Consider the following 26892-nt stretch of genomic DNA (forward strand, 5'->3'; position numbering starts at 1 on the left):
GCCCTTTCTCACCTCACCGCGATCACGCGCCGGCGGCCGCGTCCGCCGCCCGCGCCTTCAGGGCGCGCTCGACGCCCGCGCGGCACTCCGTCACCAGGCGGCGCAGCGCCGGGGCCGGGTCGTGCTCCGCGATCCACGCGTCCGTGGCGTCCAGCGTCTCCTGCGAGACCTGGAGCGTCGGGTAGAGGCCGACCACGATCTGCTGGATGATCTCGTGGCTGCGGGTCTCCGAGACGCGCTTGATCGACGCGAAGTACTTCGCCGTGTACGGGGCGAGCAGCTCGCGCTGGTCCGACTGGACGAAGCCGCCGATGACAGCCTCCTGCACGGCGTTCGCCAGCTTGTCGTCCTCGACGACCGAGGCCCAGGCCTCGGCCTTCGCGGCCTCCGTCGGACGGGCCGCGCGCGCGGTCGCCGCGTGCCGCTCGCCCGCCGCCGTGCGGTCGCGCTCCAGCTCGGCGGCGATCTCCGCCTCGTCGAAGCGGCCGGTGGCCGCGAGGCGCTGCACGAACGCCCAGCGCAGCTCGGTGTCGACGGCCAGGCCCTCGATCACCGCACCGCCGTCGAGCAGCCCGGCGAGCACGTCGAGCTCGGCGTCCGTACGGGCGGTCGCCGCGAAGGCCCGCGCCCACGCCAGCTGGTGGTCGCTGCCGCCCGCGGCGGCGCGCAGCTGCTCCTGCGCGAAGACGCCCCAGCGCGACAGGCCCTCGGCCCGCCACTCCGGCGCCGCGTACAGCTCGAGGGCGGCCTTGACCTGACCCTGGAGCGACTGGACGACGCCGATGTCGGACTCCTTGGCGACCCCGGAGAGCACGAGCTCCAGGTAGTCGCGGGTGGCCAGCTCGCCGTCGCGGGTCATGTCCCAGGCGGACGCCCAGCACAGGGCGCGCGGCAGCGAGTCGGCGAAGTCGCCGAGGTGCGCGGTGACGTTGGTGAGGGACACCTCGTCGAGGCGGACCTTCGCGTACGACAGGTCGTCGTCGTTGAGGAGGACGACGGCCGGGCGGGCCTTGCCCACCAGCTGCGGCACGGCGGTCAGCTCGGCGGCCTCGATGTCGAGTTCGAGGCGGTCGGTGCGGACCAGCTTGCCGCTCGCGTCGAGGTCGTAGAAGCCGATCGCGATCCGGTGCGGACGCAGGACGGCCTGGCCCTTGGCGCCGGCGGGCAGCGCCGGGGCCTCCTGCTTGACGGCGAAGGCGGTGATGGCGCCGTTCTCGTCGGTCTCGATCTCCGGGCGCAGGATGTTGATGCCGGCCGTCTCCAGCCACGCCTTCGACCAGGTCTTCAGGTCGCGGCCGGAGGTCTCCTCCAGCGCGCCGAGCAGGTCGGACAGGCGGGTGTTCCCGAAGGCGTGCGCCTGGAAGTACGCCTGCACGCCCTTGAAGAACTCGTCCTGGCCGACGTAGGCGACGAGCTGCTTCAGGACACTGGCGCCCTTGGCGTACGTGATCCCGTCGAAGTTGACGAGCACGTCCTCCAGGTCGTTGATCTCCGCCATGATCGGGTGCGTCGACGGCAGCTGGTCCTGGCGGTAGGCCCAGGTCTTCTCCGCGTTGGCGAAGGTCGTCCAGGCGTTCGGCCAGCGGGTGCCCGCCACCGAGGCCTGGCAGGCGACCGAGGTGTACGTGGCGAACGACTCGTTCAGCCAGAGGTCGTTCCACCACTCCATGGTGACGAGGTCGCCGAACCACATGTGGGCGAGCTCGTGCAGGATCGTCTCGGCGCGCCGCTCGTACGCCGCGTCCGTCACCTTCGAGCGGAAGACGTACTGGTCGCGAATGGTGACCGCGCCCGCGTTCTCCATCGCGCCGGCGTTGAACTCCGGCACGAAGAGCTGGTCGTACTTGGCGAAGGGGTAGTCGTACGCGAACTTCTCCTGGAACCAGTCGAAGCCCTGCCGCGTGACGTCGAAGATGTGGTCGGCGTCGAGGAACTCGGCGAGCGACGGACGGCAGTAGATGCCGAGCGGGACGCTCTGCCCGTCCTTCTCGTACGAGGAGTGCACCGAGTGGTACGGGCCGACGATCAGCGCCGTGATGTACGTGGAGATCCGGGGCGTCGGCTCGAAGACCCAGATGTCGTCCTTCGGCGTCTCCGGCGTCGGCGAGTTGGAGATCACCGTCCAGCCCGTCGGGGCCTTCACGGTGAACTGGAAGGTCGCCTTCAGGTCGGGCTGCTCGAACGAGGCGAAGACCCGCCGCGCGTCCGGCACCTCGAACTGGGTGTACAGATAGGCCTGGTCGTCGACCGGGTCGACGAAGCGGTGCAGGCCCTCACCGGTGTTGGTGTACGCGCAGTCGGCGACGACCTTGAGCTCGTTGCGGCCCGCCTGCAGATGGCGCAGGGCGATCCGGGAGTCCCGGAAGACGGCGCCGATCTCCAGCGCGTGGCCGTTGAGCACGACCTCGTGGACGGCGGGGGCGACGAGATCGATGAAGGTCTCGGCACCGGCCTCGGCGGAATCGAAGCGGACGGTGGTGACGGACCGGTAGGTGCCGCCCTCCTGCGCACCGGTGAGGTCGAGTTCGACCTCGTACGCGTCCACGGTCAGCAGCGCCGCCCGCTGCTTGGCCTCTTCACGGGTCAGGTTTGTGCCAGGCACCCGGTCAACTCCTCGGTTTCGTGACGTTTGGCCCATCCTTCCACGGGGTGGCTCAGCGGCGCACGGCGCATTTCCACGGTCCGTCACCGCTGATCCGCAACAGCCCGGGTCCCGGCACGGCCGCGCTCGCCCGCACCTCGCCGACCTCGTTGACCAGCAGGTCCCGCTCCTCGTCGTCGTAGAGCGGGTCGTGCGGCGGGGTGTGCCGATGCACGGTGAAGCGGGACTCGCCGCTGTGCAGGAAGTCGAGGACCCCGGGCGGCCCCTCGTAGACCACCAGATCGTGGGCGAGCCCCTCGACGTGGCTGTCGAAACGGCGCGCGTGGGAGAGGGGCAGCACCCGCAGGGTCCAGGGGGCGTCGGCCTCCACCCGCAGGGCCAGCGGCCGGGCGCGCGGGACGAGGGCGACCGTACGGGCGCGGACCTCGTCCTCGTACGCCGCGAGCAGGTACTCCTCGGCGCGGCCGTGGGCGTCGCAGGTCTCGATGGTGGTGGAGAGCGAGTGGTACGACTCGATCTCCAGGAGCACCCAGTGGCCCGGCGGCAGCCCCGGATCGCACCGCACGGTCTCCTTGCCGCGCCCCTGGTAGACGGCGGGCCGGAACTCCCCGCCGAACGGGTCGGCCACCGGGACCGGCGGGGCGGCGGGCGCCGGGGGAGCGGGCGGCGGGACGTAGCCGGGGCCCGGGATCGGCGGTGGCGGGGACTCCACCACGATGCCGAAGTCCGTCGCGAGCCCGGCGAGCCCCGAGACGTATCCCCGGCCGACCTCGTGGAACCACCAGCCGCCGTCCCGCCGGTGGAACTCCCCGAGGACGAAGGCCGTCTCCGTCGTCGCGCCCCCGATCGCGCGGTACGCCACGGCGTTCCCGGCCCCGTCCGCGACCCGCAGGTCGAGCCCCGGCACCTGTCCGAAGGCGCCCCCGTCCGTTGAGGCGGCGAGCACCACGCGTCCCACGTCCGGCTCCACCCGCGCGAGGTCCAGCCACAGCCAGTCCGCGGCCGGGCTGCCTGGCGTGCCCGGGGCCGACCTCCCCAGGTGCCGCACGGCGCCCGAGGGGTGGTCGGTCCGGTTGTAGAAGACCAGATCGGCGTCGCCCCTGACCCGCTCCCCGGCCCCGAGGAGCAGCGCCGAGACGTCCACGTCGGGCACCCCGTGCCCGGTCCGCCAGCTGACCGCGACGTGGAGGGCCTGTGGGGGCACCGGCACGTCGGCTCCCCTCGGAATCCGGTTCATGGGGGAACTGTGGCACGGTCGGGCACGCCGGAGGGGCGGCTCCCCACAACGGGAAGCCGCCCCTCCGGAGGGTGGTGCGGGTCAGCCCTTGAGCTCGGCCGCGACGAGCTCCGCGATCTGCACCGCGTTCAGCGCGGCGCCCTTGCGCAGGTTGTCGTTGGAGAGGAACAGCGCCAGGCCGTTGTCGACCGTCTCGTCCACGCGGATGCGCCCGACGTAGGAGGCGTCCTTGCCGGCCGCCTGGAGCGGGGTCGGGATCTCGGAGAGCACGACGCCCTCGGCGTCCTTCAGCAGCTCGTAGGCGCGCTCGACGCCGATCGGGCGCTCGAAGCGGACGTTGACCTGGAGGGAGTGGCCGGAGAAGACCGGGACGCGCACGCAGGTGCCGGAGACCTTGAGCTCCGGGATCTCCAGGATCTTGCGGGACTCGTTGCGGAGCTTCTGCTCCTCGTCGGTCTCGAAGGAGCCGTCGTCGACGATCGAGCCGGCGAGCGGGACCACGTTGAAGGCGATCGGGCGCTTGTAGACGGTCGGCTCGGGGAACTGCACGGCCTCGCCGTCGAACGCCAGCTGGTCGGCGGTCTCGGCCACGGCACACGCCTGCGTGCGCAGCTCGGCGACGCCGGCCACGCCCGAGCCGGAGACGGCCTGGTAGGTGGTGGCGATCAGCGCGGTGAGACCGGCCTCCTGGTGGAGGGGCTTGAGGACCGGCATGGCGGCCATCGTGGTGCAGTTCGGGTTGGCGATGATGCCCTTGGGGCGGTCCTTGATCGCGTGCGGGTTGACCTCGGAGACGACCAGCGGGACCTCGGGGTCACCACGCCAGGCGGAGGAGTTGTCGATCACGACGGCGCCCTGGGAGGCGACCTTCTCGGCGAGGGCCCTGGAGGTGGCGCCGCCGGCGGAGAAGAGCACGATGTCCAGGCCGGTGTAGTCGGCGGTGGAGGCGTCCTCGACCGTGACACCGTCGACGACGGTGCCGGCGGAACGCGCGGAGGCGAAGAGCCGCAGCTCGTCGAGGGGGAAGTTCCGCTCGGCCAGGATGCTGCGCATGACTGTGCCGACCTGACCGGTGGCTCCGACGATTCCGACCTTCACGGGGACTCCTCCGTACGTATGTGCAGGGTGCTGCCGGTCCATGATGCGTATGTCCCGGGGCGCCTTGTCCAATCCATTGTCCACAGGTCGGGACGGTTGTCGGACGCCCACGGGGACGATCAGCGGACGAGTGCCGGGACGCGAAAGGGGCGGGCGCCGGTTCCGGCGCCCGCCCCTTCACGTACGGGGTACCACGGGTACTACGGGGTGACGGCGCCGATCAGGACGCTGCCGGCGCCCGCGACGGTGCCGCGGGCGTTGACCAGCTGGACCTCGCCGAAGAACTGACGGCCCTCGGGAGCCGCACCGGCGACCAGGACCTCGGCCGCCACCTGGGCGGACGCGCCGTTGGCCAGCGGGTACGTCTTCGCGGCGTCGACCTGGACGGTGCCGAGCGCGGACGAGAAGTACACGTCCTTGTAGTCGTACGCGGTGCCGCCCTCGGCGACCGCGTAGCCGTCGATGACGACGGTGTACGTGCCCGCGGCCGGCTTCACGAGGGAGACGGACTCCTCCGAGTCGCCGTCCGCCGACTGGCCGACCTGCTTGCCGTTCAGCGAGACCGTGAGGTCGAGGTCGGCGGCCTTGTCGGAGGTGTTGCCGATGGCGATGTCGAGACGCTCGACGCCCTCACCGATGGTGACGGTCTTCGTCTGCTTCTCGTGGTGCTGGATGGTCGGCGTCTCGCTCTTCTGCGAGCCGAGCGAGCCGCCCTTCAGCGCGCCCTGGATGCCCGCGAAGCGGTTCGTGACCGTCCACTGGACCGGGGCCGGGGTGCCGATCTTCGCCTCGGCGACCGTCTGGACGGCCGGGTCGAAGTCGGCGCCGAGGACCGAGGCACCCAGGGTGTACGGGTTGTCCAGGTCCGGCGACGTGCGGCGGGACTCGACCTCGATCTCCCAGACGCCGGGCGTCGGGTTCGGGTAGGACCGCAGGTCCGGGCGGCAGGTGTTGGCCGGGTTGTAGTGCGGGTAGCAGCCCGTGGTGGCGGTCGGGTCGACCGGCACGCCGTACGGGTGGATCGCGATGAAGCGGGTCTGGCTCTTCGCCTTCAGACCGGCCAGCGAGATCTCCAGCGTCTTGGCGCCCTTGGGCACGGTGACGAAGTAGTGCTTCGTGCTGTTGCGCTGCACCGAGCCGGAGGCGGAGAAGCCGTAGCCCGGGGCGACCAGGTCGTTCGCGACGATCGAGGTGGCGAGGATCTGCTTGTCGACGCCCTCGGTGCGCTCGTCGTCGGCCTCCAGGATGACGCTGTGCGCGCCGGCGGTGGCGGCACGGGCCTGGAGCTTGACGGTGACCGGCTTGTTCAGCGGCAGGTCGATCTCGTCGTCGCCGAGGATGCGGAAGGTGCCGTCGTTGTACTTCAGGTCGAGCTCGTGTTCGATCGACCGGTCCGGGCCGCTCGTGCGCGTGATCGTGACGTCGTAGACGCGCTTCTGGCCGACCTTGAGGTCGCCCTCACGGTCGTACACACCGGTGCCGGTGTGCGGGGCCGGGAAGATCGCGGTGTCGACCGGGGCCTCGACCTTGTAGTCGTGCGCCGTGGCGCCGTCCTTGATCGAGTCCCAGGCCTCCTCGATGTCGATGCGGCCCGAGCCCTGCTCGTGCGCCGAGACACCGGGGATCCGCTTCGCGGTCGAGGTGAGGGCGGTGCGCAGGGTCAGCGGCGAGAGGGCGATGCCCTTCTGCTTCGCGGCCGAGAGCAGCAGCGCGCTCGCGCCCGCCGCCTGCGGCGAGGACATCGAGGTGCCGTTGAGCATGCCGTAGCCGGCGGGCAGCGCGTAGCCGGACTCGGGGACACCGGCGCCGGCCTGCCAGGTCGGGATGGTGTTCACGGACGAGCCGGGGGCGGTGATCGTCGGGGTGAAGCCGCCGTCCTCACGCGGGCCGCGCGAGGAGAAGGGGAACATGGCGTACTTCTTCTCGACGGCCGAGCCGTAGTTCGCGGCCCAGGTCTCCTTGGAGACGGCCGCGCCGACCGAGATGACCTTGTCGGCCAGCGAGGGGTCGCCGATCGTGTTGATGCCGGGGCCCGAGTTGCCGGCCGAGATGACCAGCTGGACGCCGTACGTGTCGATCAGGCGGGTGTAGAGGCGCGAGCGGACGTTGTCGCCGTCGTTCTGCGCCGGCAGGCCGCCGATCGACATGTTGACGATGTCGACGCCGCGGTTGACGACGAGGTCCGTCATGCCCTCGGTGAGGGCGACGTTGGTGCAGCCGCCGGTCCAGGTGCAGGCGCGCGAGGAGACGATCTTCGCGCCGGGGGCCGCGCCGTTCATCCGGCCGCCGAAGAGGCTGTTGGCGGCGGTGATGCCGGCGACGTGCGTGCCGTGCGAGGACTCGACGAGACCGACGTTGACGAAGTCGCGCTTCTGGCCGACCCAGCTGCCGCCGAGCGGGTCCATCGCGACGTCCTTGCGGATCTCGACGACGAACGGCGTCTTCTCGACGACCTCGGTGGCCGGGTTGTCGGTACCGAAGTAGCCGATCTGGTACCCGTCCTTGTACGGCTTCATCGGAGCGTTGTCCGTGAAGTCGTTGTTCTGGTCGGAGTCCACGCGGACGGTTCCGGCGGCCGGGTCGTACAGCATGCCGAAGACGTCGGTGGTGTCGCCGTCGCGGTTGATGTCACCGGCCGGGTCGCCGCCCGCGGTGACCGACTCGGTGAAGCGGCTGAACTGGTAGGAGCCCTCGGGCGCCTTCCAGCTCTGCGTGGCGGCGGTGAAGACCGGGCCCGCGACCGGGGCGTTCTGCAGACGCCAGGTGGCGTCGCCCTCGGTGATCGGGTCGGTGGCCGTGACCCAGTCGACGATCTTGCGCTCGCCGGTGGTGGTCTTCTGGAGCGCCGGGTGACCGAGGTCGACGCCGGAGTCCAGGATGCCGATGGTCACGCCGCGGCCGTCGGCCTTCGGGCGATCCTTGACGAAGTCGACCGCGCCCGTCTCGTGCGACGGGTTGTACGGGTTCTTCGCCGGGGTGTTCTTGCCCGGGGCCGGGTACGTCGTCGTGACGGTCGTGCCGTCGACGGCGCCCGCGTCCGGAGTCGGGTCGTCCAGGACGATCTCGGCCTGGAGGTCGATCGACTGCACGGAGGAGAGCTTCGTGGCAGCCTTGATGGCCGCCTCGGCCTTCGCGATCGGCAGCGTCGCGCGGACGTAGCCGAGCGCGTCCTGCTGCTTGCCGACGGAAGCGCCGGGGACGGCGTCGAGCTGGCCCGCGACCTGCTCGGTGGCGCCGGGGGCGGTGGCGACGAGGACGGTGACGTTCTTCTCGCCGCTCGCCTGGGCCTCGGTGAGGCGCTGGGCGTCGATGGCGCCGAGCTTGTCGGCCGGGTCCGAGGACTTCACCGGGGGAGTGGACACCGGGGCCTCGGTGGCGAGCACGGGCGCGGCGCCGGTCGCGACGAGCGCGGCGACCAGGCCGGCAGCGGCGGCGATACGGGCCGCTCGTCTGTGCCCGGGCGTCGAGCTTCCGGGTATGGAGCTCCGAGTTTCGGGGGTGGTCATTTACATCCCTGTTTGTGAAAGGAGAGAGTCCGGATTTCGGTGCCGGATGACCGCTCAGCCTTTCGTAAACGACAGGGGTTTGTGGAGAGTTACTCGGGGCCGGTTTGCCGCCGCGGCGTAAACCCGCCAGCGCTCCCGATGCGCCACAGGGGAGAAAAAGGTGCGAACCGGGGCGGGTTCACGGCCTTGCCGGGTCAGCTCTCCTTCGTACGGGCGTAATGGCGCGAGGCCTTGGCCCGGTTGCCGCAGACCGCCATCGAGCACCAGCGGCGGGTTCCGTTCCGCGAGGTGTCGAAGAAGTGCAGGATGCACGCCTCGTGGGCGCAGGCGCGGATGCGGTCGGGCGCGGTGCGCAGCAGGTCGAGGTAGTCGCGGGCGGCGGTCCAGCCGGGCCCCCAGGAGGGGTCCGCGAACTCGGCCTCCTCGCCGGGGCCTTCGGTGGTGAGGGTGGCCCGGATGCGGCCGTGACCGAGGACGGCGTCGACGCGGGCGGTGGCGGCGGGGTCGCCGGGGGCGTCGACGAGCGCGCGGAGGGCGTCCCGGGCGGTCAGCGTGTGGCGCAGGGTGCCGGCGTCGGCGGCGAACCGGCCCTCCAGGTCGTTGGCGGTGAGCCAGACGGCGAGCCCGTCGACGTCGGTGAGCAGGTCCTGGCGGACGCCCTCCACGTTCCAGCGGGTGTTGAGCAGGTCGAGGGAGACGGGCTCGCCGGTGAGCGGCCGCGGGTCGGTGGCGGTCATGGCGGGCACCCTCCTCGTGGAACTAACCCCTCAAGAGTACGTGACCGGTTGACGCCCTCCTCCCCTAACCCTTAATCTCGAAGTAAGCGGTTAGCCCGAGGGGGGCCGGCCACTGCGACGGAAGGACACCCATGTCCGCGATCGGCACACTCGCCACCCACCATGTCGGCCTCAACGTCACCGACCTGGCACGCTCGCTCGCCTTCTACGGAGACGTCCTCGGCTTTGACGTCCTCGGCGAGGGCGAGGAGGAGGCGAGCGGCAGCCGCTACGCCTTCCTCGGCCAGGACGGCCGCCTGGTCCTCACCCTCTGGCAGCAGTCCGAGGGCGTGTACGACTCCGGCCGGCCCGGCCTGCACCACCTCGCCTTCGAGGCCGAGTCCATCGAGCACGTCCGCGCCGCCGAGGCCGCGCTCACCGCGCGCGGCACCTCCTTCGCGTACGAGGGCGTCGTCGCCCACCGCGAGGGCGCGGCCTCCGGCGGCATCTTCTTCCACGACCCGGACGGCACCCGCCTGGAGATCTCGGTCCCGAAGGGCGCGGAATCCGCCGAAGCCCCGTCGGCCACGGCCCCCACCTGCGGGTTCTTCTAGCAAGACGCGCCCGCGCCACCCCGAACGCACTCCTCGGAGGTCCCCGTGAACACCGCGTACAACCCCGGCTCCCTGGCCGTGCAGGACCACGAGGGCGTCCGGGAACTCGCCGACCACGTCGGCCGCTCCATCACCTCCGGCATCCGCCCCGTCGCCGCCGCCTTCCTGGAGGCCCAGCCGATGCTGGTGATCGGCGCGGCGGACCGCGAGGGCCGCGTCAGGGCGAGCCTGCTCACCGGCCCGCCCGGCTTCGTCCGGGCCACCGGCCCGCACACGGTCTCGGTGGCCGCCGCCCTCCCCGAGGGCACACCCGACACCGCCCCCGTCGGCACGATCGCCCTCGACCCCCGCACCCGCCGCCGCATGCGCCTCAACGGCCTCGCGCGACCCAGCGCCCGAGGGTTCACGATCGAGGCCGAGCAGGTCTTCTCCAACTGCCCGAAGTACCTCCAGAGGCGGGAGTTGTACGGCTCCGAGGCCGCCCGCCCCGAGTCCGGTGCCGTGCGGCACGGCGAGGCGCTCACCCCCGACCAGGTGCGCCTCGTCCGTGCCGCCGACACCTTCTTCGTCGCCACCACCGCGCCCGACGGCGTCGACGCGAGCCACCGCGGCGGCAACCCGGGCTTCGTCGGCGTCGACACGCCCCGGGAGATCCGCTGGCGGGACTACCCCGGCAACGCGATGTTCCTGACCCTGGGCAATCTGGAGGAGGACGGCCGCGCCGGTCTGCTCTTCCTCGACTGGGAGACGGGGACGACCCTTCAGCTCAGCGGCCACGCGCACACCGAGTACGGCCCCGAGGGGCGTGTCGTCCGCTTCCGGATCGACCGCACGGCGGAGACCCCGGCGGGCAGCCCCCTGCGCTGGTCGGCGCCGGAGTACTCCCCGGTCAACCCGCCGACACCCTGACCCGCCGACCTCCCGACCTCCCGACCCGACCGAGGACGCCCGTGCCCACCACCGCCCCGGCCGCCACCCCGGCCCCCGCGACGACCACCGTTCCCCCGGCCCCGGCCCGCCCCCGGCCCCCCGCCCGCCCCCGCCCCCGGGTCCTCCTCGTCGGGACCGCGACCGCCGTCACCGCGCTCCTCCTCCTGGTCGCCGTCGGCACCCTCCTCCGTCAGCCCCTGCTCATCCCGCCGCTCGCGGCGAGCATGGCGCTGGTCGCAGGCGCCCCCGACCTGCCGCTCTCCCAGCCGCGCTCGGTCGTCGGCGGCCAACTGCTCTCCGCCCTCACCGGTTTCGCGGTCCTCGCCGTGGCGGGACCCGGCCTCTGGGGCGCTGCCGTCGCGGGCGGCCTCGCCCTCGGCGTGATGATGTGCGCCCGCACCCCGCACTCGCCCGCCGCGGCGACCGCCGTGATCGTCGCCCTCCAGGCGCCGCCGTTCTGGTCGTTTCTCGGCCTTCTCGCCCTCGCCTCCCTCCTCCTGGTCGCCGTCGGCCTCGCCGGCGCCCGTGCAGCGGGGCGGACGTATCCCGCGTACTGGTTCTAACCTCGGTGCATGAAGCAGGAGTTGAGGGTGGCGGCCTACGCCGTGTGCGTCCGTGACGGCGAGGTCCTCCTCGCCCGCTGGGTGTCGAGCGACGGCAGGAAGCGGTGGACCCTGCCGGGCGGCGGCATGGACCACGGCGAGGAGCCCGTCGACACCGTCGTCCGCGAGGTCGAGGAGGAGACCGGGTACCTCACCGAACCCACCGCCCTCCTCGGCATCGACTCGATCCGCCGCAGCTGGCTCCGCCGCCTCGCCGGTCCCGGCGACTTCCAGGGCCTGCGGATCATCTACGAGGCGCAGGTCACCGGGGGTGTCCTGCGCAACGAGACCGGTGGCTCCACGGACCTCGCCGCCTGGCATCCGCTCGACGCCGTCCCCGGCCTGGAGCGCGTCGAACTCGTCGACATCGGCCTCGACCTGTGGCGCGAGCGACCCCCCGTGGGCCGCTCCCGCCTCGCCGACCCCTCGAACGGCTGACCCCTCCGCCCACCCCTCCGCGGCCCTGCCGCCAAAGGGCTGAAAAGCGCTCAACCATCGCCGACCCTCTCAACCATCCCCGCAGGCCCCGTGGTCCTCCCCGCCGACCGCAGTACACGCACAGCAGAGTTTCAGGGGAGCCCGCATGTCAGCCGTACGCACGACCCGCACCGTCCTCGCCGCCGCCCTGGTCGCGGGGCTCACCGCCACGGCGCTCGCCACCCCCGCCCTCGCCGCCGCGCCCGCTCCGGCGAAGGCGAAGCAGGACCACGCGGCCACGCAGCAGGCCCTCCGGGCCGCGGTCGACGCGGGCGTTCCCGGCGCCGTCGCCCAGGCCCGCGACGGGAAGCGCTCCTGGACCGGCACCGCCGGCGTGCGCAAGGGCGACGACCGCTACCGCGTCGGTTCCATCACCAAGACCTTCGTCGCCACCGTCCTCCTCCAGCTCCAGGCCGAGGGTCGCATCGACCTCGACGACCCGGTCGAGAAGTGGCTGCCCGGAGTCGTCCAGGGCAACGGCCACGACGGCCGGAAGATCACCGTCCGCCAGCTGCTCAACCACACCAGCGGCGTCTACAGCGTCACCTCCGACGCCGGCTTCCAGGAGAAGGTCTTCGGCCCGGGCTTCCTGGAGCACCGCTACGACCGCTGGACCCCGCGGCAGCTCGTCGGCATCGCGATGACCCACGCCCCGGACTTCGCCCCCGGCACCAGCTGGAACTACTCCAACACCAACTACGTCCTGGCCGGCATGGTGATCGAGAAGGTCACCGGCCGTCCGTACGGCAAGGCGGTCGAGAACCGCATCATCAAGCCGCTCAAGCTCCGCGCCACCAGCGTCCCCGGCACCGACGTGCGGATGCCGAAGCCGAGCTCCCCCGCGTATTCCAAGCTCTACACCGACCCGAACGCGCAGGTCCACGACGTCAGCAAGCTGAGCCCCACCCTCGCCTACGCGGCCGGCGAGATGATCTCCGACTCCAACGACCTCCAGACCTTCTACCGCGCCCTGCTCAAGGGCAAGCTGCTCCCGAAGGCCGAACTGCGGGAGATGACCACCACGATCCCGATCTCCCCGGAACTCCCCGGGGCGGGGTACGGACTCGGGCTCATGAAGCAGAAGCTGAGCTGCGGCAAGGAGGTCTGGGGCCACGGCGGCGGCATCCACGGCTCCTCCTCCGACGCCCAGGTCACCCGCGACGGCAGCCACTCGATCGCCCTGAACTTCAACGCCGACTGGACGGGCGACTCCCTGCCGGTCCTGGAGGCCGAGTTCTGCGGCGTCGTTCCGAAGAAGTAGCCCTCACCGCGGCAGGACGACGACGTACGCGCCGGGCTGCCGGTCCGGCGCGGCCATCAGGGCCGTACGGACCACGGTGGCCTGTTGGTCGAGGGCCTCGCGCAGCTTGCGCGGGGTCAGATGGACGACCGTGATGCCGAGCCGCTCCAGGTGCTCGCGCTTGCGGGTGTACTCCGACCACAGCGCGTCGTCGTCCTGCCGTGGCGCCCGGGTGTCCAGCTCGACGGCGACCGCCTGGTCCGGCCAGTAGGCGTCCACCCCGCCGAGGTGCGGGCCGCCCGGCAGCCGCAGGTCCACGTTCCACAGCGGGTCCGGCAGCCCGAACTCCCGCACCATCTCGTACAGCCGCTCCTCGGAGAGCGAGCGCCCCTCCGCGAGGAGCGTGTCCACCGCGTCCACCACGTGCGGCCGGGCCAGCAGCCGCGCCCGGCTCAACTCCCGGACGATCGCGGCCGGTTCGCAGTGGCCGCCGCGGACCGCCTCGGTGAGCAGCCGGCGCACGGTCTCGGCGTCGTCAAGGCCCGAGACCGCGTCGGCGACGGCCCGGGCGGCCGGGGCGACGGGGACGCCGGTGAGCTCCAAGGGCTCCGGGTGCTCGGCGGCGCGGACCACCCGCACCCAGCCGGTGGAGCGCAGCCGCCGGGTGCGCGGGACGAGGACGTCGATCCGGTCCAGGGCGGTGAGCGGGGGAGCGGAGGAGAAGCGGTGCAGGGTCAGCGCGGCGAGCCCGGTGATCATCGCCTCGGGGCCCTGCGGGGGCACGGACCCGCCCCGACGGGCGTACAGGAGCGCGGCGTTCAGCCGGTCCTCGCTGGTCGGAGGGCCGGACTGGAGGAGGAAGACGCCGGGGAGGAGCTGCTGCCAGCCGCCACCGGGCCGGCAGCGCGCGGCGACCTCGCCGGCGGGAACACCCTGGGTCCTCAACTGGGCGGCGGACGCGAGTCGTTGGGTGCGTCCGGTGCGGGAGGCGAGGGGGAGGGGGCGGGGGGTGATGGGGGTGTTGTGGTTCATGCCGGGGGTCTTCCGCTTCCGAAGGCTCCCCTAACCCCTGTTACACGCTCGTCGACATTTAGGGACAACCTCGCCCTAAAGTACGCGCGTTCGAGTGCCGATGAGGGCGGCCGCCGGAGCGACCCACCCGCGCACCCCAGACACACCGATGGGGGCCGCGCGCCGAAGCGCACGACCCCCACCGGAGCGAAAGACCTACGCGGCCAGGCGGTCGCAGGCCTGCGCGCGCAGCGCCCGCGCCAGGTCGTCCCGCGCCTCCAGGACGAGGCGGCGCAGCGCCGGCGCGGCCGACTCGTGCGCCGTCAGCCAGGCGTCCGCCGCGGCCAGCGTCCCGTCACTGTCCTGGAGCCCCGGGAAGAGGCCCTTGACGACGTCCATCCCGATCTGGATCGACCGGTCGGCCCACAGCTGCTCGATCGCCGCGAAGTACTTCTCCGCGTACGGGGCGATCAGCTTGCGCTGCGAGGGCTGGACGAAGCCCGCGATCGTCGCCTCCACCAGCGCGTTCGACAGGGTGTCCGACTCGACGACCTGCGCCCAGGCCTGCGCCTTGACCGCGGCCGAGGGCCGCGAGGCGAGCAGCCGCACCTGGTGGCGCTTGCCCGTCGCCGTGTCGTCCCGGGAGAGCTCCTCGCCGATCCGGTCCTCGTCCGCCCGGCCGTGCACGGCCAGCGGGGAGAGCAGCGCCCAGCGCAGCTCCTGGTCGACGTCGAGCCCGTCGATCTTCGCCGTGCCGTCGAGCAGCCCCTCCAGGAGCTGGAAGTCGGCGTCCGAACCGGCCGTGGCCGCGAAGAACCGCGCCCAGGTCAGCTGGTGCTCGCTGCCCGGCTCGGCCACCCGCAGCTCGCGCAGCCCGCCCTCGGCGAGCAGTCGCCCGCCCTCCTCGCGCCACTCGGGCGCCGCGTAGAGGGTGACCGCCGACTTCGTCCAGGCGTGCACCATCTGGACCACGCCGATGTCCGTCTCGCGGCCGGCGAAGGCGAGCGCGACGGAGACGAAGTCGCGGGCGGGCATCAGCCCGTCACGGGTCAGGTTCCACAGTGCCGACCAGCACAGGGCGCGGGCCAGCGGGTCGGTGATGTCGCCGAGGTGCGCGCGCAGGGTGGCGAGCGAGCCCTCGTCGAAGCGGACCTTGCAGTAGGTCAGGTCGTCGTCGTTGACGAGCACCAGGTCGGGCTTCTCCTCGCCCGCCAGCTCCGCGACGACGGTCCGGGCGCCGGTGATGTCGGCCTCGGCGCGCGCGAAGCGGACGAGGTCGCCGTCGGCCGACAGTCGGTAGAGGCCGACCGCCGCCCGGTGCGGACGCGGCTCGCCGCCCTCCTGGACGACGGCGAGCTCGGTGATCCGGCCCTCCGCGTCGTAGGTGACGGCCGGGGTCAGGGTGTTCACACCGGAGGTCTGGAGCCAGGACTTCGCCCAGGACGTCATGTCACGGCCCGAGGTCTCCTCCAGGATCGAGAGGAGGTCGGCGAGGCGCGTGTTCCCGTAGGCGTGGCGCTTGAAGTAGCGGCGCGCGCCCTCCAGGAACGCGTCCCGGCCGGCGTACGCCACGAGCTGCTTCAGCACCGAGGCGCCCTTGGCGTACGTGATGCCGTCGAAGTTGAGCTTGGCGTCCTCCAGGTCACGGATGTCGGCCGTGATCGGGTGCGTGGACGGCAGCTGGTCGGCGCGGTACGCCCAGGCCTTGCGGTTGTTGGCGAAGGTGACCCAGCTGTTGGTGAAGCGGGTCGCCTCGGCGTTCACGAAGGAGCCCATGAAGTCCGCGAAGGACTCCTTCAGCCACAGGTCGTCCCACCACACCATGGTGACGAGGTCGCCGAACCACATGTGCGCCATCTCGTGGAGGATGACGTTGGCCCGGCTCTCGTACGCGGCCTGGGTGACCTTGCCCCGGTAGATGTACTCCTCGCGGAAGGTCACCATGCCCGGGTTCTCCATCGCGCCGAGGTTGTACTCGGGGACGAAGGCCTGGTCGTACTTCCCGAAGGGGTACGGGTAGTCGAAGTTGTCGTGGAAGAAGTCGAAGCCCTGCTTGGTGATCAGGAAGACGTCGTCCGCGTCGAAGTGCTTCGCGAGGCTCTTGCGGCACATCGCGCCGAGCGGGATCTCCAGCTCGGTCCCGTCGGCGAGCGCGCGCGTGTAGCTGTCCGTCACGTAGTGGTACGGGCCCGCCACGACGCACGTGATGTACGTGGAGATCGGCGCCGTCTCGGCGAACCGCCACACGCCCTCGGCGTCCCGCTCCCCGGCGCCGTTCGACCAGACCGTCCACCCCTCGGGTGCGGTCACCGCGAAGCGGTAGGGGGCCTTGAGGTCGGGCTGCTCGAAGTTGGCGTACACCCGGCGGGCGTCGGCCGGCTCGTACTGCGTGTAGAGGTAGACCTCGCCGTCCTCCGGGTCGACGAAGCGGTGCATGCCCTCGCCGGTCCGGCTGTAGGCGCACTGCGCGTCCACCACGAGCACGTTCTCGTCGGCGAGGCCGTCGACGGCGATCCGCGAGCCGTCGAAGACGACGGCCGGGTCGAGCGAGCGGCCGTTGAGGGTGACCGCGTTCACCGACGGGGCGATCAGGTCCACGAACGTGCTCGTGCCCTCGCCGGTGCGGCGGAAGCGGATCGTCGTCTCCGAGCGGAAGGTGCGCACCGCCTCGGCGGAGTCGCCGACCGCGGACCGCAGGTCGAGGACGACCTCGTACCCGTCGACGGACAGCAGCGCGGCCCGCTCGTGGGCCTCGTCGCGGGACAGATTCTCACCGGGCACGGTCACTCCTTCGTGGCACGTTCGAAACAGCACCGATCCTCCCATGTGCCACTGTCACGCGGCACACGGGAATGCTCCCGAGCGGCCGTGGCGTTTGCTCCTTTCGGCGCACCACCGTCAACACGGCCGTACCGAGGAGTGACATGTCCGAGAGCAGGACCACCGCAGACTTCTACTTCGACCCGCTGTGCCCGTGGGCCTGGATGACCTCCCGCTGGATGCTGGAGGTGGAGCAGGTCCGCCCCGTCGACGTGCGCTGGAAGGTCATGAGCCTGGCCGTGCTCAACGAGAACCGGCTCGACGAGGTCCCCGCCGAGTACCGCGAGATGCTGGAGACCAAGGCCTGGGGCCCGGTCCGTGTCGTCATAGCCGCCCAGCAGCTGCACGGCGACGAGGTCGTCGGCAAGCTCTACACGGCGCTCGGCACCCGCTTCCACAACAACGGCGAGGGCCCGACCCGCGAGGCGATCGTCGGCGCGCTGGCGGACGTCGGCCTGCCCGAGGACCTGGTGGAGTACGCCGACAAGGACACGTACGACACCGAGCTGCGCGCCTCCCACCACGAGGGCATCGGCAAGGTCGGCCAGGACGTCGGCACCCCCGTCATCGCGGTGCCGGGCCCGACGGGCGACGAGGTCGCCTTCTTCGGCCCCGTCGTCACCCCGACCCCGCGCGGCGACGCGGCGGCCCGGCTCTGGGACGGCACGCTGCTCGTGGCGTCGACGCCGGGCTTCTACGAGATCAAGCGCACCCGGACGGCGGCGCCCAGCTTCGAGTAGGCACCACAGCAGACGGCCCCCGCGATTCACGTCATCGCGGGGGCCGTCCTCTTTTCCGCCTGCCCGGTGAAGGTTGAGAAGACGATCACGAGCAGGAGTCGGGTGTCAGAAGGAGATCAGCGGGACGGAGGCCTTGGCCGCCTGGTAGCGCCTGCTCACGTCCTGCCAGTTGACGACCTGCCACATGGCCTCGATGAAGTCGACCTTCTGGTTCTTGTACTGCAGGTAGAAGGCGTGCTCCCAGGCGTCGAAGACGAGGACCGGGACCGAACCCACGCCGACGTTGCCCTGGTGGTCGTAGACCTGCTCGACGACGAGGCGGCCGCTGACCGGCTCGTACGCGAGGACGCCCCAGCCGGAGCCCTGGGTCGTCGCGGAGGCCTTCGTCAGCTGGGCCTTGAACTTGGCGAAGGAGCCGAAGGACTCGGTGATCGCGTCCGCGAGCTCACCGACGCCGTCGGCGGCCAGCGGCTCGCCGCCGCCCCCGTCCTTCGGGCTGTCCATGTTGTTCCAGTAGATGGAGTGGAGGATGTGGCCGGAGAGGTGGAAGGCCAGGTTCTTCTCCAGGCCGTTGATCGCCCCCCACTGGTCCTTGTCGCGCGCCTCCTCCAGCTGCTCCAGGGTGTCGTTCGCGCCCTTGACGTACGCGGCGTGGTGCTTGTCGTGGTGCAGCTCGATGATCTGCGGATTGATCACCGGCTCCAGCGCCGCGTAGTCGTACGGCAGCTCCGGAAGTGTGTAGATCGCCATGTGCCCGGCCCCTTCGATGGCTTCTGCTTATTGCAACCCATGCGCAAGTGCAGGCTAACAGTAGGTGCGGGAGTTGTTGATCAGTCCTTCGCCCTAGGTCCCCGGGTCCGGACATGGCGAAACCCCCGAACCGGCGCGTGGTTCGGGGGTTTCGCGTGGAGCCGTCGGCGATCAGGAAGCGAGGTCCGCTTCCGCCTTCCGGGCGGACTTCTGGCGTACGAGGCCGACGGCGGCGAGCAGCAGGGTCAGCCCGCCCGTCCAGTACAGCTGCACGCGCGTGCCCTCCTCGCGGGCCATCAGGACGAAGATCGCCGCCATGCCGGCCAGCGCCACCCAGGTCAGCACCGGGAAGGCCCACATCCGCACGACCAGCTTCTCGGGCGCCTCGCGCTCGGTACGGCGGCGCAGCACCAGCTGGGAGGCGGCGATGAAGAACCAGACGACGAGGATGATCGCGCCGATGGTGTTGAGCAGCCAGATGAAGATGTCGTCCGGCCGCCAGTAGCTCAGCAGCACACAGGCGAAGCCGAAGACGGAGGAGACGAGGACCGCCGGGCGCGGGACGCCCCCGGAGAGCCGGCCGAGCGCCTTCGGGCCCTGGCCGCGCGCGACGAGCGAGCCGGCCATGCGGGAGGCGCCGTAGATGTTGGCGTTCATCGCGGAGAGCAGGGCGACGAGCACGACCACGTTCATGATCTGGCCGGCGGCCGGGATGCCCAGGTGGTCGAGGGTGGCGACGTACGGACCCTTCTCGACGACCGCCTTGTCGTCCCAGGGGACGAGGGTGACGATGACCGCCATCGAGCCGATGTAGAAGAGCGCGATCCGCCACATCGCCGTACGGACGGCCTTGGCGACGCCCTGCACCGGGTGCTCGGACTCGGCAGCCGCGATGGTGACCGTCTCCAGTCCTCCGTACGCGAAGACGGAGGCGAGCAGGCCGACGATCAGACCCTCGGAGCCGTGCGGGAAGAAGCCGCCGTCACCGGTGAGGTTCGTGGCGCCGGGGGCGTCCGTGCCGGGCAGGAGGCCGGTGATGGCGAGCACGCCGATGCCGAGGAAGAGGACGATCGCGCCGACCTTGAGCGCGGCGAACCAGAACTCGAACTCGCCGAAGTTCTTCACCGCCGCCAGGTTGGTGACGGTGAAGACCACCATGAAGAGCGCGACCCAGGCCCACTCGGGGCTGCCGGGGAACCAGCCGGTCATGATCTTCGCCGCGCCGATGCCTTCCAGGCCGACGGCGACGCAGAGCAGGAACCAGAAGGCCCAGCCCGAGGTGAAGCCCGCCCAGGGGCCGAAGGCCCGGTCGGCGTGGACGGAGAAGGAGCCGGAGGCCGGGTTCGCCGCCGACATCTCGCCGAGCATGCGCATCACGAGCATGACGAGGATGCCGGAGATCGCGTAGGCGATCACGATCGAGGGACCGGCGGCGGCGATGCCGGCGCCGGAACCGACGAAGAGTCCGGCGCCGATGACGCCACCGAGGGCGATCATCGAGAGGTGGCGCTGCTTCAGGCCGTGCGTGAGGCCCTCGGCGGGTGCGGTCGCGCCGTCCTTGCGGTCGGCCGGCGCGGGCGCGGTGGTCCGAGACATGGGCGAACCCTGTTCACTAGCTGAGACGGGGAGGGGAGCCCACAGTCTGGGTCGCCGCACCGCTCAGAAGGAACCGGTGTCCGCTATACGGTCACGACTTTCACACAAAGTGAAGAATCATGCCCGCTTCGTGCGCAGCTCCCGCACCCACGCCACCAGCAGCACCGCCCCGGTCGCCGCCGCCGACCACAGCACCTGCGGACGCGCCGCGTCGTCGGCGAGCATCAGGACGAGCACCGCCGCCATCGCGGCGAGCGCCACCCAGGTCAGCCACGGGAAGCCCCACATCCGCAGCGTCAGCGTCTCCGGCGCCTCGCGCTCGATCCGCCGCCGCAGCTTCAGCTGCGAGACCGCGATCAGCGCCCAGACGAAGAGCAGCACCGCACCGACGGCGTTGAGCATGTAGAGGAAGACCGAATCCGGCCACTTCAGATTGAGGAGTACGGAGACGAAACCGAAGGCCACCGACGCGAGCACCGCCCGGCGCGGCACCCCTCCGCCCGAGACCCGGAGCAGCCCCTTCGGCGCCTCGCCGCGCTCCGCCAGCGAGAAGACCATCCGGGAGGACCCGTACAGATTGGCGTTGAGCGCCGAGAGCAGCGCCACGAACACCACCACGTTCATGATCTGGCCCGCTGCCGGCACCCCGATCGAGTCGAGCACCGCCACGTACGGCGACTGGCCCGGCACCATCGACGTCCACGGCAGCAGCGTCACGATGACCAGCATCGACCCCACGTAGAAGAGGAGGATCCGCCACACCGCGCTGCGCACCGCCCGCGCCACGTTCCGCGCGGGGTCGGCCGACTCGGCCGCCGCGATCGTGACGACCTCCAGGCCGCCGAAGGCGAAGACGACGGCCAGGACACCGGAGGTCACGCCCTCCCAGCCGTTCGGCAGGAAGCCGCCCTGCCCGGTCAGATTGGCCATCCCCACGGGCTCCGTGTCGGGCAGCAGGCCGAAGATCGCGAGCGTGCCCAGGATCAGGAACAGCACGATCGCGCCGACCTTCAGCGCCGCGAACCAGAACTCGAACTCGCCGAAGTTCTTCACCGCCGCCAGGTTGGCCAGGGTGAAGACGACCATGAAGATCAGCACCCAGGTCCACTGCGGGACCCCCGGCACCCAGCCGTTCGCGATCCGCGCCGCGCCCGTCGCCTCCACGGCCAGGACGACGACCAGCAGGAACCAGTACAGCCAGCCCACCGAGAAGCCCGCCCAGCGGCCCAGCGCCCGCTCGGCGTGGACCGAGAACGCCCCGGAGGCGGGCATCGCCGCCGACATCTCGCCCAGCATCCGCATGACGAGCATCGCGAGCGCGCCCGCGATCAGGTACGAGACCACGATGCCGGGACCGGCGACCGCGATGCCCGCGCCCGAACCCACGAAGAGCCCGGCGCCGATCACCCCGCCGAGCCCCAGCATCGTCAGATGACGCTGCTTCAGACCGTGGGAGAGGGGCTCCGGTTCGGGAGCGAGGGAGTCGTGCATGTGGGGGCTCGTGCTCTCTGGCGGTTTATGGAGACTCCACAGTCTCGTCCGTGAACGTCCCCTGGCGCAAAAGGGACCTCCATGGACGAGATCCCAGTGACAAGCGTCACGTGGCGAAACGCGCGATCGACGGGCTTTGTTCGATCTCCACGAAGCGCTCGACCGTCGCTTTGTGGGCGGCAGACGGTGATCGGGCGCTCACTCCTGGCATACCGTCAACCTGTCCCTCCCACCCTCACCCTCCGCGGAGTACCGATGAGCACCGCCGCCGCCCCCGCCCGTTCCCTCCGTGCGGGCACCGTCCTCGCCGACCTGCTCCCCGCGAGCCGCGCCCGCGACATCGCCCTGGTCGTCGGCGGCGCCGCCCTCACGGGCATCGCCGCGCAGATCTCCGTCCCGGTCCCGGGCTCCCCGGTCCCGGTCTCCGGCCAGACCTTCGCCGCCCTGCTCGTCGGCACCGCGCTCGGCGCCCGCCGCGGCTTCCTCGCCCTCGCGGTGTACGCGGTGGCCGGCATGGCGGGCATGCCGTGGTTCGCGCAGGCCACCTCCGGCTACGGCATGCCGTCCTTCGGGTACATCCTCGGCATGCTCCTCGCCGCGACCGTCGTCGGCGCCCTCGCCCGCCGCGGCGCCGACCGCTCCGTGCTCCGCACGGCCGGCGCGATGGCCCTCGGCTCCGCGATCATCTACGCGGTCGGCGTGCCCTACCTGGCGCTCGCCACCGGCATGACCTTCGGCCAGGCCGTCGCCGCCGGCCTCACGCCCTTCCTCATCGGCGACGCCCTCAAGGCCGCCCTCGCCATGGGCGCCCTGCCGGCCGCCTGGAAGCTCGTCGGCCGCAAGGGCTGAGCCCCGCGGACACACGGAAGAGGGCCCGTCGTTCCCCGGGGAACGACGGGCCCTCTCGCGTACGGGACGTACGGGACCTACGGGGTCACAGGCGCTCGAGCTCGGGCGCGGACTCGGCGGAGCCCTTCCCGAACTTCTGCCGGACCAGCGAGATCGCGATCACGAGCGCGGCCACGAGCAGCGAGAGCACGACCTGCTCACGGGCGCTGCCGCCGTCGTAGATCATGTAGCCGAGGACGAAGACGATCATGGCGATCGTCGCCCAGGTCAGGTACGGGAAGAGCCACATCTTCACGACGAGCTTCTCCGGCGTCTCGCGCTGGATGATGCCGCGCATCTTCAGCTGGGTCACGCAGATGACCAGCCAGACGAAGAGCGCCACCGCGCCGGAGGAGTTCAGCAGGAAGGCGAAGACGGTGTCCGGCCACTTGTAGTTGAAGAAGACCGCGACGAAGCCGAAGACGACCGAGCCGAGGATCGCGGCCGTCGGCACGCCCCGCTTGTTGACCTTGGCGAAGGCCTTGGGCGCGTCACCGCGCTGCCCGAGCGAGAACGCCATGCGGGAAGCGGTGTAGAGACCCGAGTTCAGGCAGGACAGGACGGCCGTCAGGACGATCACGTTCATGATCTGGCCGGCGTTCGCGATGCCGATGGAGTCGAGGGCCGCGACGTACGAGCCCTTCTCGACGATCGACTTGTCGTTCCACGGCAGCAGGGTGAGGACGATGAAGATCGAGCCCAGGTAGAAGACGCCGATCCGCCAGATCACGCTGTTGGTGGCCTTGGTGACCGCCTTCTGCGGGTCCTCGGACTCACCGGCGGCCAGGGTGACGATCTCGCTGCCCATGAAGGAGAAGACGACCATCAGCACACCGGTGAGGACCGCTCCTGCCCCCATCGGGAAGAAGCCCCCGCTGTCGGTGAGGTGCGCGAATCCCTCGCCCGGGTTGTCCGAGCCCGGCAGGACGCCGAAGACCGCGAGCATGCCGATGACGACGAAGGCGCCGATGGCCACGACCTTGATGCCGGCGAACCAGAACTCGAACTCGCCGTACGAGGCGACCGAGCCGAGGTTGGTGGCGGTGAGGACCACCATCACGATGAGCGCCCAGCCCCACTGCGGAACGGCCGGGACCCAGCTCTCCAGGATCTTGGCACCGGCGGTCGCCTCGACGGCGAGGACGACGACCCAGAAGAACCAGTACAGCCAGCCGATGCTGAAGCCGGCCCAGCGGCCGAGGGCCCGGTCCGCGTAGGCGGAGAACGAGCCGGAGGACGGCCGGGCGGCGGCCATCTCGCCGAGCATCCGCATCACGAAGACGACCATGGCGCCGACGAGGAAGTAGGACAGGAGGATCGCGGGGCCGGCCGCGGCGATGCCGGAACCCGAGCCGACGAAGAGGCCGGCACCGATCACTCCGCCGATGGCGATCATCGACAGATGACGGTTCTTGAGCCCGGCCTTGAGACCTTCGGAGGACTGCGGAACATCGGCCGTACCGGCCTTTCCGCCTTCCTTCTCCAGGGTCGGCTGCGTGTTCATGAACGCTTCCTAACGTGTGGGGGACGCTCGGGTCGCGAGCCCGAGCATTGAACACCGTGAACAGGTGTGATCGGAAGACCTGATTCCGGATAGTTGTGTGGACCACTTCGCGAGAGTCGAAGGTCCATACCAGGTCGGGTGAACGTCCCGACCCCGCTGACCGCTACCCGGCCCGGGACATGCCACACTCGGCACCATGCGCGTCTACCTCGGTTCCGACCACGCCGGATACGAACTCAAGAACCACCTCGTCGAGTGGCTCACGGCACACGGCCACGAGCCCGTCGACTGCGGTCCCCACATCTACGACGCCCTCGACGACTACCCGCCGTTCTGCCTGCGCGCCGCCGAGAAGACGGCCGCGGACCCGGACAGCCTGGGCATCGTCATCGGCGGCTCCGGCAACGGCGAGCAGATCGCCGCGAACAAGGTGAAGGGGGTGCGCGCCGCCCTCGCCTGGAGCGAGCAGACCGCCGCCCTCGGCCGCGAGCACAACAACGCCAACGTGATCTCCGTCGGTGGCCGCATGCACACCCAGGAAGAGGCGACGAAGTTCGTCGAGATCTTCCTGAGCACCCCCTACTCGGGTGACGAGCGCCACACCCGCCGGATCGACATGCTCACCGCGTACGAGAACACCGGCGAGCTCCCCGCGATCCCGGCGCACCACCCGCAGGAGCCCACGGCCTGATGCCCGAAGGGCACACCATCCACCGGCTGGCCGCCGACCACCGCGAGCGGTTCGGCGGCCGGCCCGTGCGCGTCTCCAGCCCCCAGGGCAAGTTCGCCGACTCGGCGGCCCTGCTCGACGGGAGCGTCCTGGAGACCACCGAGGCCCACGGCAAGCACCTCTTCCTCGGCTTCCCGGGCGAGGAGTGGATCCACATCCACCTCGGCCTCTTCGGCAAGGTGACCTTCGGCGACGCCCCGGCGCCCCCGCCCACCGACACCGTGCGACTGCGCCTCGCGAACCCCGAGGGGTACGTCGACCTCCGCGGCCCCACGACCTGCGCGCTCGTGACGGACGCGGAGAAGCAGGCGATACACGACCGCCTGGGCCCCGACCCGCTCCGCGCGGACGACGATCCCGAGAAGGCCTGGCGCCGGATCTCGAAGTCCCGCACGACGATCGCCGCCCTGCTCATGGACCAGAAGGTCATCGCGGGCGTCGGCAACGTCTACCGCGCCGAGGTCCTCTTCCGGCACGGCGTCGACCCGTACCGCACCGGCAAGGACCTGACCCGCCGGGAATGGGACGCGATCTGGTCGGACCTCGCCGCGCTCATGCGGGAGGGCGTACGGCTCAATCGCATCGACACCGTCCGCCCCGAGCACACACCCGAGGCGATGGGCCGCCCGCCGCGCGTCGACGACCACGGCGGCGAGGTGTACGTCTACCGCAGGACCCACCAGCCCTGCCTGGTCTGCGGCGACGAGATCCGCACCGCCGACCTCGCCGCCCGCAACCTCTTCTGGTGCCCCGGCTGCCAGACCCGCTAGCGGTCTAGAACCCGTGCGGCAGCCACGGGGCCACCGGCGACCCGAAGCCCACGGACGCCTCGACCAGCGCGCCCTCCCGCAGCTCCCGCACGCGACCGGCCGCCGCCAGCGACACCAGCGAGGTCCCGCCCAGGTACGCCGCGCCCAGCTCCCGCACGGACAGTGCGAGGTCCGCCGGATCCGAGGTCCGGACACAGGTCGCGCCCTTGGCGTCACCCGTCAGCCGCCAACGCCCCTCGTTCCAGGGACAGAAGGCGTCCTCGACCTCGAACACCACATCCACCGGCGCCTGGTACGTCCGCGCCTCCAGCGCACCGCCCACCTCCACCAGACGTACGTGCATCACGTCCCGCAAGGTCGGGGCGCAGCGCCGCACATCGCTCACCAGGTGCTGCCAGGCGTCGTCCAGCGGCCGGCTGTGGATCCGTACCTCCCTGGTCAGGTCCACCGAGCAGAGGAACCGCCACAGCGCCGCCTCCGCCACCGCGTCGAGCCCCATCAGGTCATGGACCGCGACGGACCCGTCGGCACCCGCGTACGACCACTCCGGCTTGATCGCGTAGTGCGCGAACCCCACGACCTCCCCGGCCCGTTCGGCGAGCACGCACAGCCGCGGCGAGGCACCCTCCCGGTTGGCCGGCGGGTCGATCAGCGCCAGCCGCTCCCACTGCGGCTGCCGGGCGAGCATCCCGGGCCGCCCGGGCACGAGCTTCGCGTACACCTCCTCGCACACCGCGGAGGACTCCGTCAGGTCCGCCAGGCGCAGGGTGACCTCGTCCGTGCCCTCCGGCACCGAGAGCCGCACCCGGGTCGTGTCGATCGTCACCCGCGCCGCGTACGTGGCGACGCCGTAGCCGAAGCGCCCGTAGATCTCCGGCTCCGAGGCCGTGAGCACCGCCACCGACTCGCCCGCCGCCCGCAGGTCGTCAAGCTGGCGCCGCATCATCGAGGTCAGGATCCCGCGCCGGCGGTGCGTCCCCGCCACGCTCACCATCGTCACCCCGCCCGCCGGCACGGACGCCCCGCCCGGCACCGTGAGCCGGAACGAGAACGCACCCGCCGTCCCCACACAGCGATCGCCGTCCCACGCACCCAGGAAACGGTCGAACTCGGTCAGATCACGCCACAGCGTCCGCTCCTCCGGGGCCTCCGCCACACCCCCGAACGCCAACTCCAGGACCTCGTACCAGCGGTCCCACTCGGTCGGGTCGAGAACCCGCAGTTCAGTAGTCATATGCCATCGATATCAGCGCCGTGCGCCCGGGGCGACCCGATTTCACGCACATTGTCACCGGGGTACCCCTGCACGATGTCGGACGAGGTGGATAGGGTCCAGGCCAATGGGACACCGCGCGGGAGTGAACACGTACGCGGCCCGGACGCGCAGGCGCGCCCGCCGGGCCCGCATCGCGCTGCGCAAGTCCGGCGTCGACTACTTCCGCGGGGACGGCTCCGACTGGCTCGCCTTCGCCGGGCTCCTGCTGATGATCCCGGCCATCGCCTGCGGCACCCTCCTCGACCCGGTCTGGTGCGCGCCCGCCGCGCTCGTCCTGCCGATCGTGGCGGGCGG

At 71.3% G+C, this 26892-nt stretch carries 21 protein-coding genes and 1 pseudogene; 10 read left to right on the forward strand and 12 right to left on the reverse strand.

Annotation, left to right across the window (positions count from 1 at the left end):
* Window positions 1–22 precede the first annotated feature (22 nt).
* From pepN (SGA01_RS29180) to SGA01_RS29200, 5 genes are all read right to left on the reverse strand, one after another.
* Entirely contained in the window at window positions 23–2602 is a 2580-nt protein-coding gene (gene pepN / locus SGA01_RS29180; protein WP_141300044.1) for an aminopeptidase N, read from the reverse strand.
* 52 nt (window positions 2603–2654) lie between these two features.
* On the reverse strand, window positions 2655–3839 hold the full coding sequence (locus SGA01_RS29185) for a TerD family protein (RefSeq protein ID WP_167534213.1): 1185 nt from the start codon (window positions 3837–3839) through the stop codon (window positions 2655–2657).
* An 81-nt stretch (window positions 3840–3920) separates the two neighbouring features.
* Window positions 3921–4937 (reverse strand): aspartate-semialdehyde dehydrogenase, encoded by a 1017-nt coding sequence (locus tag SGA01_RS29190; RefSeq protein ID WP_141300046.1) that lies wholly within the window; start codon window positions 4935–4937, stop codon window positions 3921–3923.
* A 200-nt stretch (window positions 4938–5137) separates the two neighbouring features.
* On the reverse strand, window positions 5138–8443 hold the full coding sequence (locus tag SGA01_RS29195) for a S8 family serine peptidase (RefSeq protein ID WP_141300048.1): 3306 nt from the start codon (window positions 8441–8443) through the stop codon (window positions 5138–5140).
* A 194-nt stretch (window positions 8444–8637) separates the two neighbouring features.
* A complete protein-coding gene (locus tag SGA01_RS29200; RefSeq protein WP_141300050.1) occupies window positions 8638–9180 on the reverse strand; it encodes a CGNR zinc finger domain-containing protein in 543 nt (180 codons plus the stop codon).
* Window positions 9181–9311: 131 nt separating this feature from the next.
* On the opposite strand from SGA01_RS29200, the gene SGA01_RS29205 reads away from it, so the two are divergent.
* The 5 genes from SGA01_RS29205 (at window position 9312) to SGA01_RS29225 (ending at window position 13043) form a co-directional block, all read left to right on the forward strand.
* Complete coding sequence (locus tag SGA01_RS29205; RefSeq protein WP_141300052.1) at window positions 9312–9773, forward strand: VOC family protein; 462 nt, start codon at window positions 9312–9314, stop codon at window positions 9771–9773.
* A gap of 45 nt (window positions 9774–9818) precedes the next feature.
* Window positions 9819–10682 carry a pyridoxamine 5'-phosphate oxidase family protein gene (locus tag SGA01_RS29210; RefSeq protein WP_141300054.1) on the forward strand — a complete coding sequence of 288 codons (864 nt, stop codon included), beginning with the start codon at window positions 9819–9821 and terminating at the stop codon, window positions 10680–10682.
* Between the two features lie 41 nt (window positions 10683–10723).
* Complete coding sequence (locus SGA01_RS29215; protein ID WP_141300056.1) at window positions 10724–11266, forward strand: HPP family protein; 543 nt, start codon at window positions 10724–10726, stop codon at window positions 11264–11266.
* 9 nt (window positions 11267–11275) lie between these two features.
* Complete coding sequence (locus SGA01_RS29220) at window positions 11276–11743, forward strand: NUDIX hydrolase (protein WP_141300058.1); 468 nt, start codon at window positions 11276–11278, stop codon at window positions 11741–11743.
* A 145-nt stretch (window positions 11744–11888) separates the two neighbouring features.
* Entirely contained in the window at window positions 11889–13043 is a 1155-nt protein-coding gene (locus SGA01_RS29225) for a serine hydrolase domain-containing protein (protein WP_141300060.1), read from the forward strand.
* Between the two features lie 3 nt (window positions 13044–13046).
* On the opposite strand, the gene SGA01_RS29230 is transcribed toward SGA01_RS29225, so the two are convergent.
* On the reverse strand, window positions 13047–14054 hold the full coding sequence (locus tag SGA01_RS29230; RefSeq protein WP_141300062.1) for a hypothetical protein: 1008 nt from the start codon (window positions 14052–14054) through the stop codon (window positions 13047–13049).
* Window positions 14055–14249: 195 nt separating this feature from the next.
* Window positions 14250–16814, reverse strand: coding sequence for an aminopeptidase N (gene pepN / locus SGA01_RS29235; RefSeq protein WP_141300064.1), 2565 nt, complete (start codon window positions 16812–16814; stop codon window positions 14250–14252).
* Window positions 16815–16957: 143 nt separating this feature from the next.
* On the opposite strand from pepN (SGA01_RS29235), the gene SGA01_RS29240 reads away from it, so the two are divergent.
* Window positions 16958–17593, forward strand: coding sequence for a mycothiol-dependent nitroreductase Rv2466c family protein (locus SGA01_RS29240; protein WP_141300066.1), 636 nt, complete (start codon window positions 16958–16960; stop codon window positions 17591–17593).
* Window positions 17594–17698: 105 nt separating this feature from the next.
* On the opposite strand, the gene SGA01_RS29245 is transcribed toward SGA01_RS29240, so the two are convergent.
* The 3 genes from SGA01_RS29245 to SGA01_RS29255 all read right to left on the reverse strand — a co-directional run bounded on the left by SGA01_RS29245 (window position 17699) and on the right by SGA01_RS29255 (window position 21430).
* Window positions 17699–18343: a superoxide dismutase gene (locus SGA01_RS29245; protein ID WP_141300068.1), complete on the reverse strand. Its 645-nt coding sequence runs from the start codon at window positions 18341–18343 to the stop codon at window positions 17699–17701.
* A gap of 171 nt (window positions 18344–18514) precedes the next feature.
* Window positions 18515–19939, reverse strand: coding sequence for an amino acid permease (locus SGA01_RS29250; protein WP_141300070.1), 1425 nt, complete (start codon window positions 19937–19939; stop codon window positions 18515–18517).
* 117 nt (window positions 19940–20056) lie between these two features.
* The gene (locus SGA01_RS29255) at window positions 20057–21430 is read right to left on the reverse strand and encodes an amino acid permease (protein ID WP_141300072.1); all 1374 of its coding nucleotides are present in this window, start codon (window positions 21428–21430) and stop codon (window positions 20057–20059) included.
* A 255-nt stretch (window positions 21431–21685) separates the two neighbouring features.
* Here SGA01_RS29255 and SGA01_RS29260 point away from each other — a divergent pair, with 255 nt between their 5' ends.
* Entirely contained in the window at window positions 21686–22279 is a 594-nt protein-coding gene (locus SGA01_RS29260) for a biotin transporter BioY (protein WP_141300074.1), read from the forward strand.
* 85 nt (window positions 22280–22364) lie between these two features.
* On the opposite strand, the gene SGA01_RS29265 is transcribed toward SGA01_RS29260, so the two are convergent.
* Entirely contained in the window at window positions 22365–23822 is a 1458-nt protein-coding gene (locus SGA01_RS29265; protein WP_141300076.1) for an amino acid permease, read from the reverse strand.
* Between the two features lie 196 nt (window positions 23823–24018).
* Here SGA01_RS29265 and SGA01_RS29270 point away from each other — a divergent pair, with 196 nt between their 5' ends.
* Both SGA01_RS29270 and SGA01_RS29275 read left to right on the forward strand, forming a co-directional pair.
* Complete coding sequence (locus SGA01_RS29270; protein WP_141300078.1) at window positions 24019–24513, forward strand: ribose-5-phosphate isomerase; 495 nt, start codon at window positions 24019–24021, stop codon at window positions 24511–24513.
* A complete protein-coding gene (locus SGA01_RS29275) occupies window positions 24513–25322 on the forward strand; it encodes an Fpg/Nei family DNA glycosylase (RefSeq protein ID WP_055643454.1) in 810 nt (269 codons plus the stop codon). Before SGA01_RS29270 ends, SGA01_RS29275 begins: the two co-directional genes overlap by 1 nt.
* Before the next feature lie 4 nt (window positions 25323–25326).
* Here SGA01_RS29275 and SGA01_RS29280 read toward each other — a convergent pair whose 3' ends face one another.
* The gene (locus SGA01_RS29280; RefSeq protein ID WP_141300080.1) at window positions 25327–26556 is read right to left on the reverse strand and encodes a GNAT family N-acetyltransferase; all 1230 of its coding nucleotides are present in this window, start codon (window positions 26554–26556) and stop codon (window positions 25327–25329) included.
* Window positions 26557–26662: 106 nt separating this feature from the next.
* Between SGA01_RS29280 and SGA01_RS29285 the strand changes: the two are divergent.
* Window positions 26663–26892: pseudogene (locus SGA01_RS29285) on the forward strand (serine/threonine-protein phosphatase); the annotation flags it as partial.

It is taken from the genome of Streptomyces gardneri (genome assembly GCF_006539185.1).
GTDB lineage: Bacteria > Actinomycetota > Actinomycetes > Streptomycetales > Streptomycetaceae > Streptomyces > Streptomyces gardneri.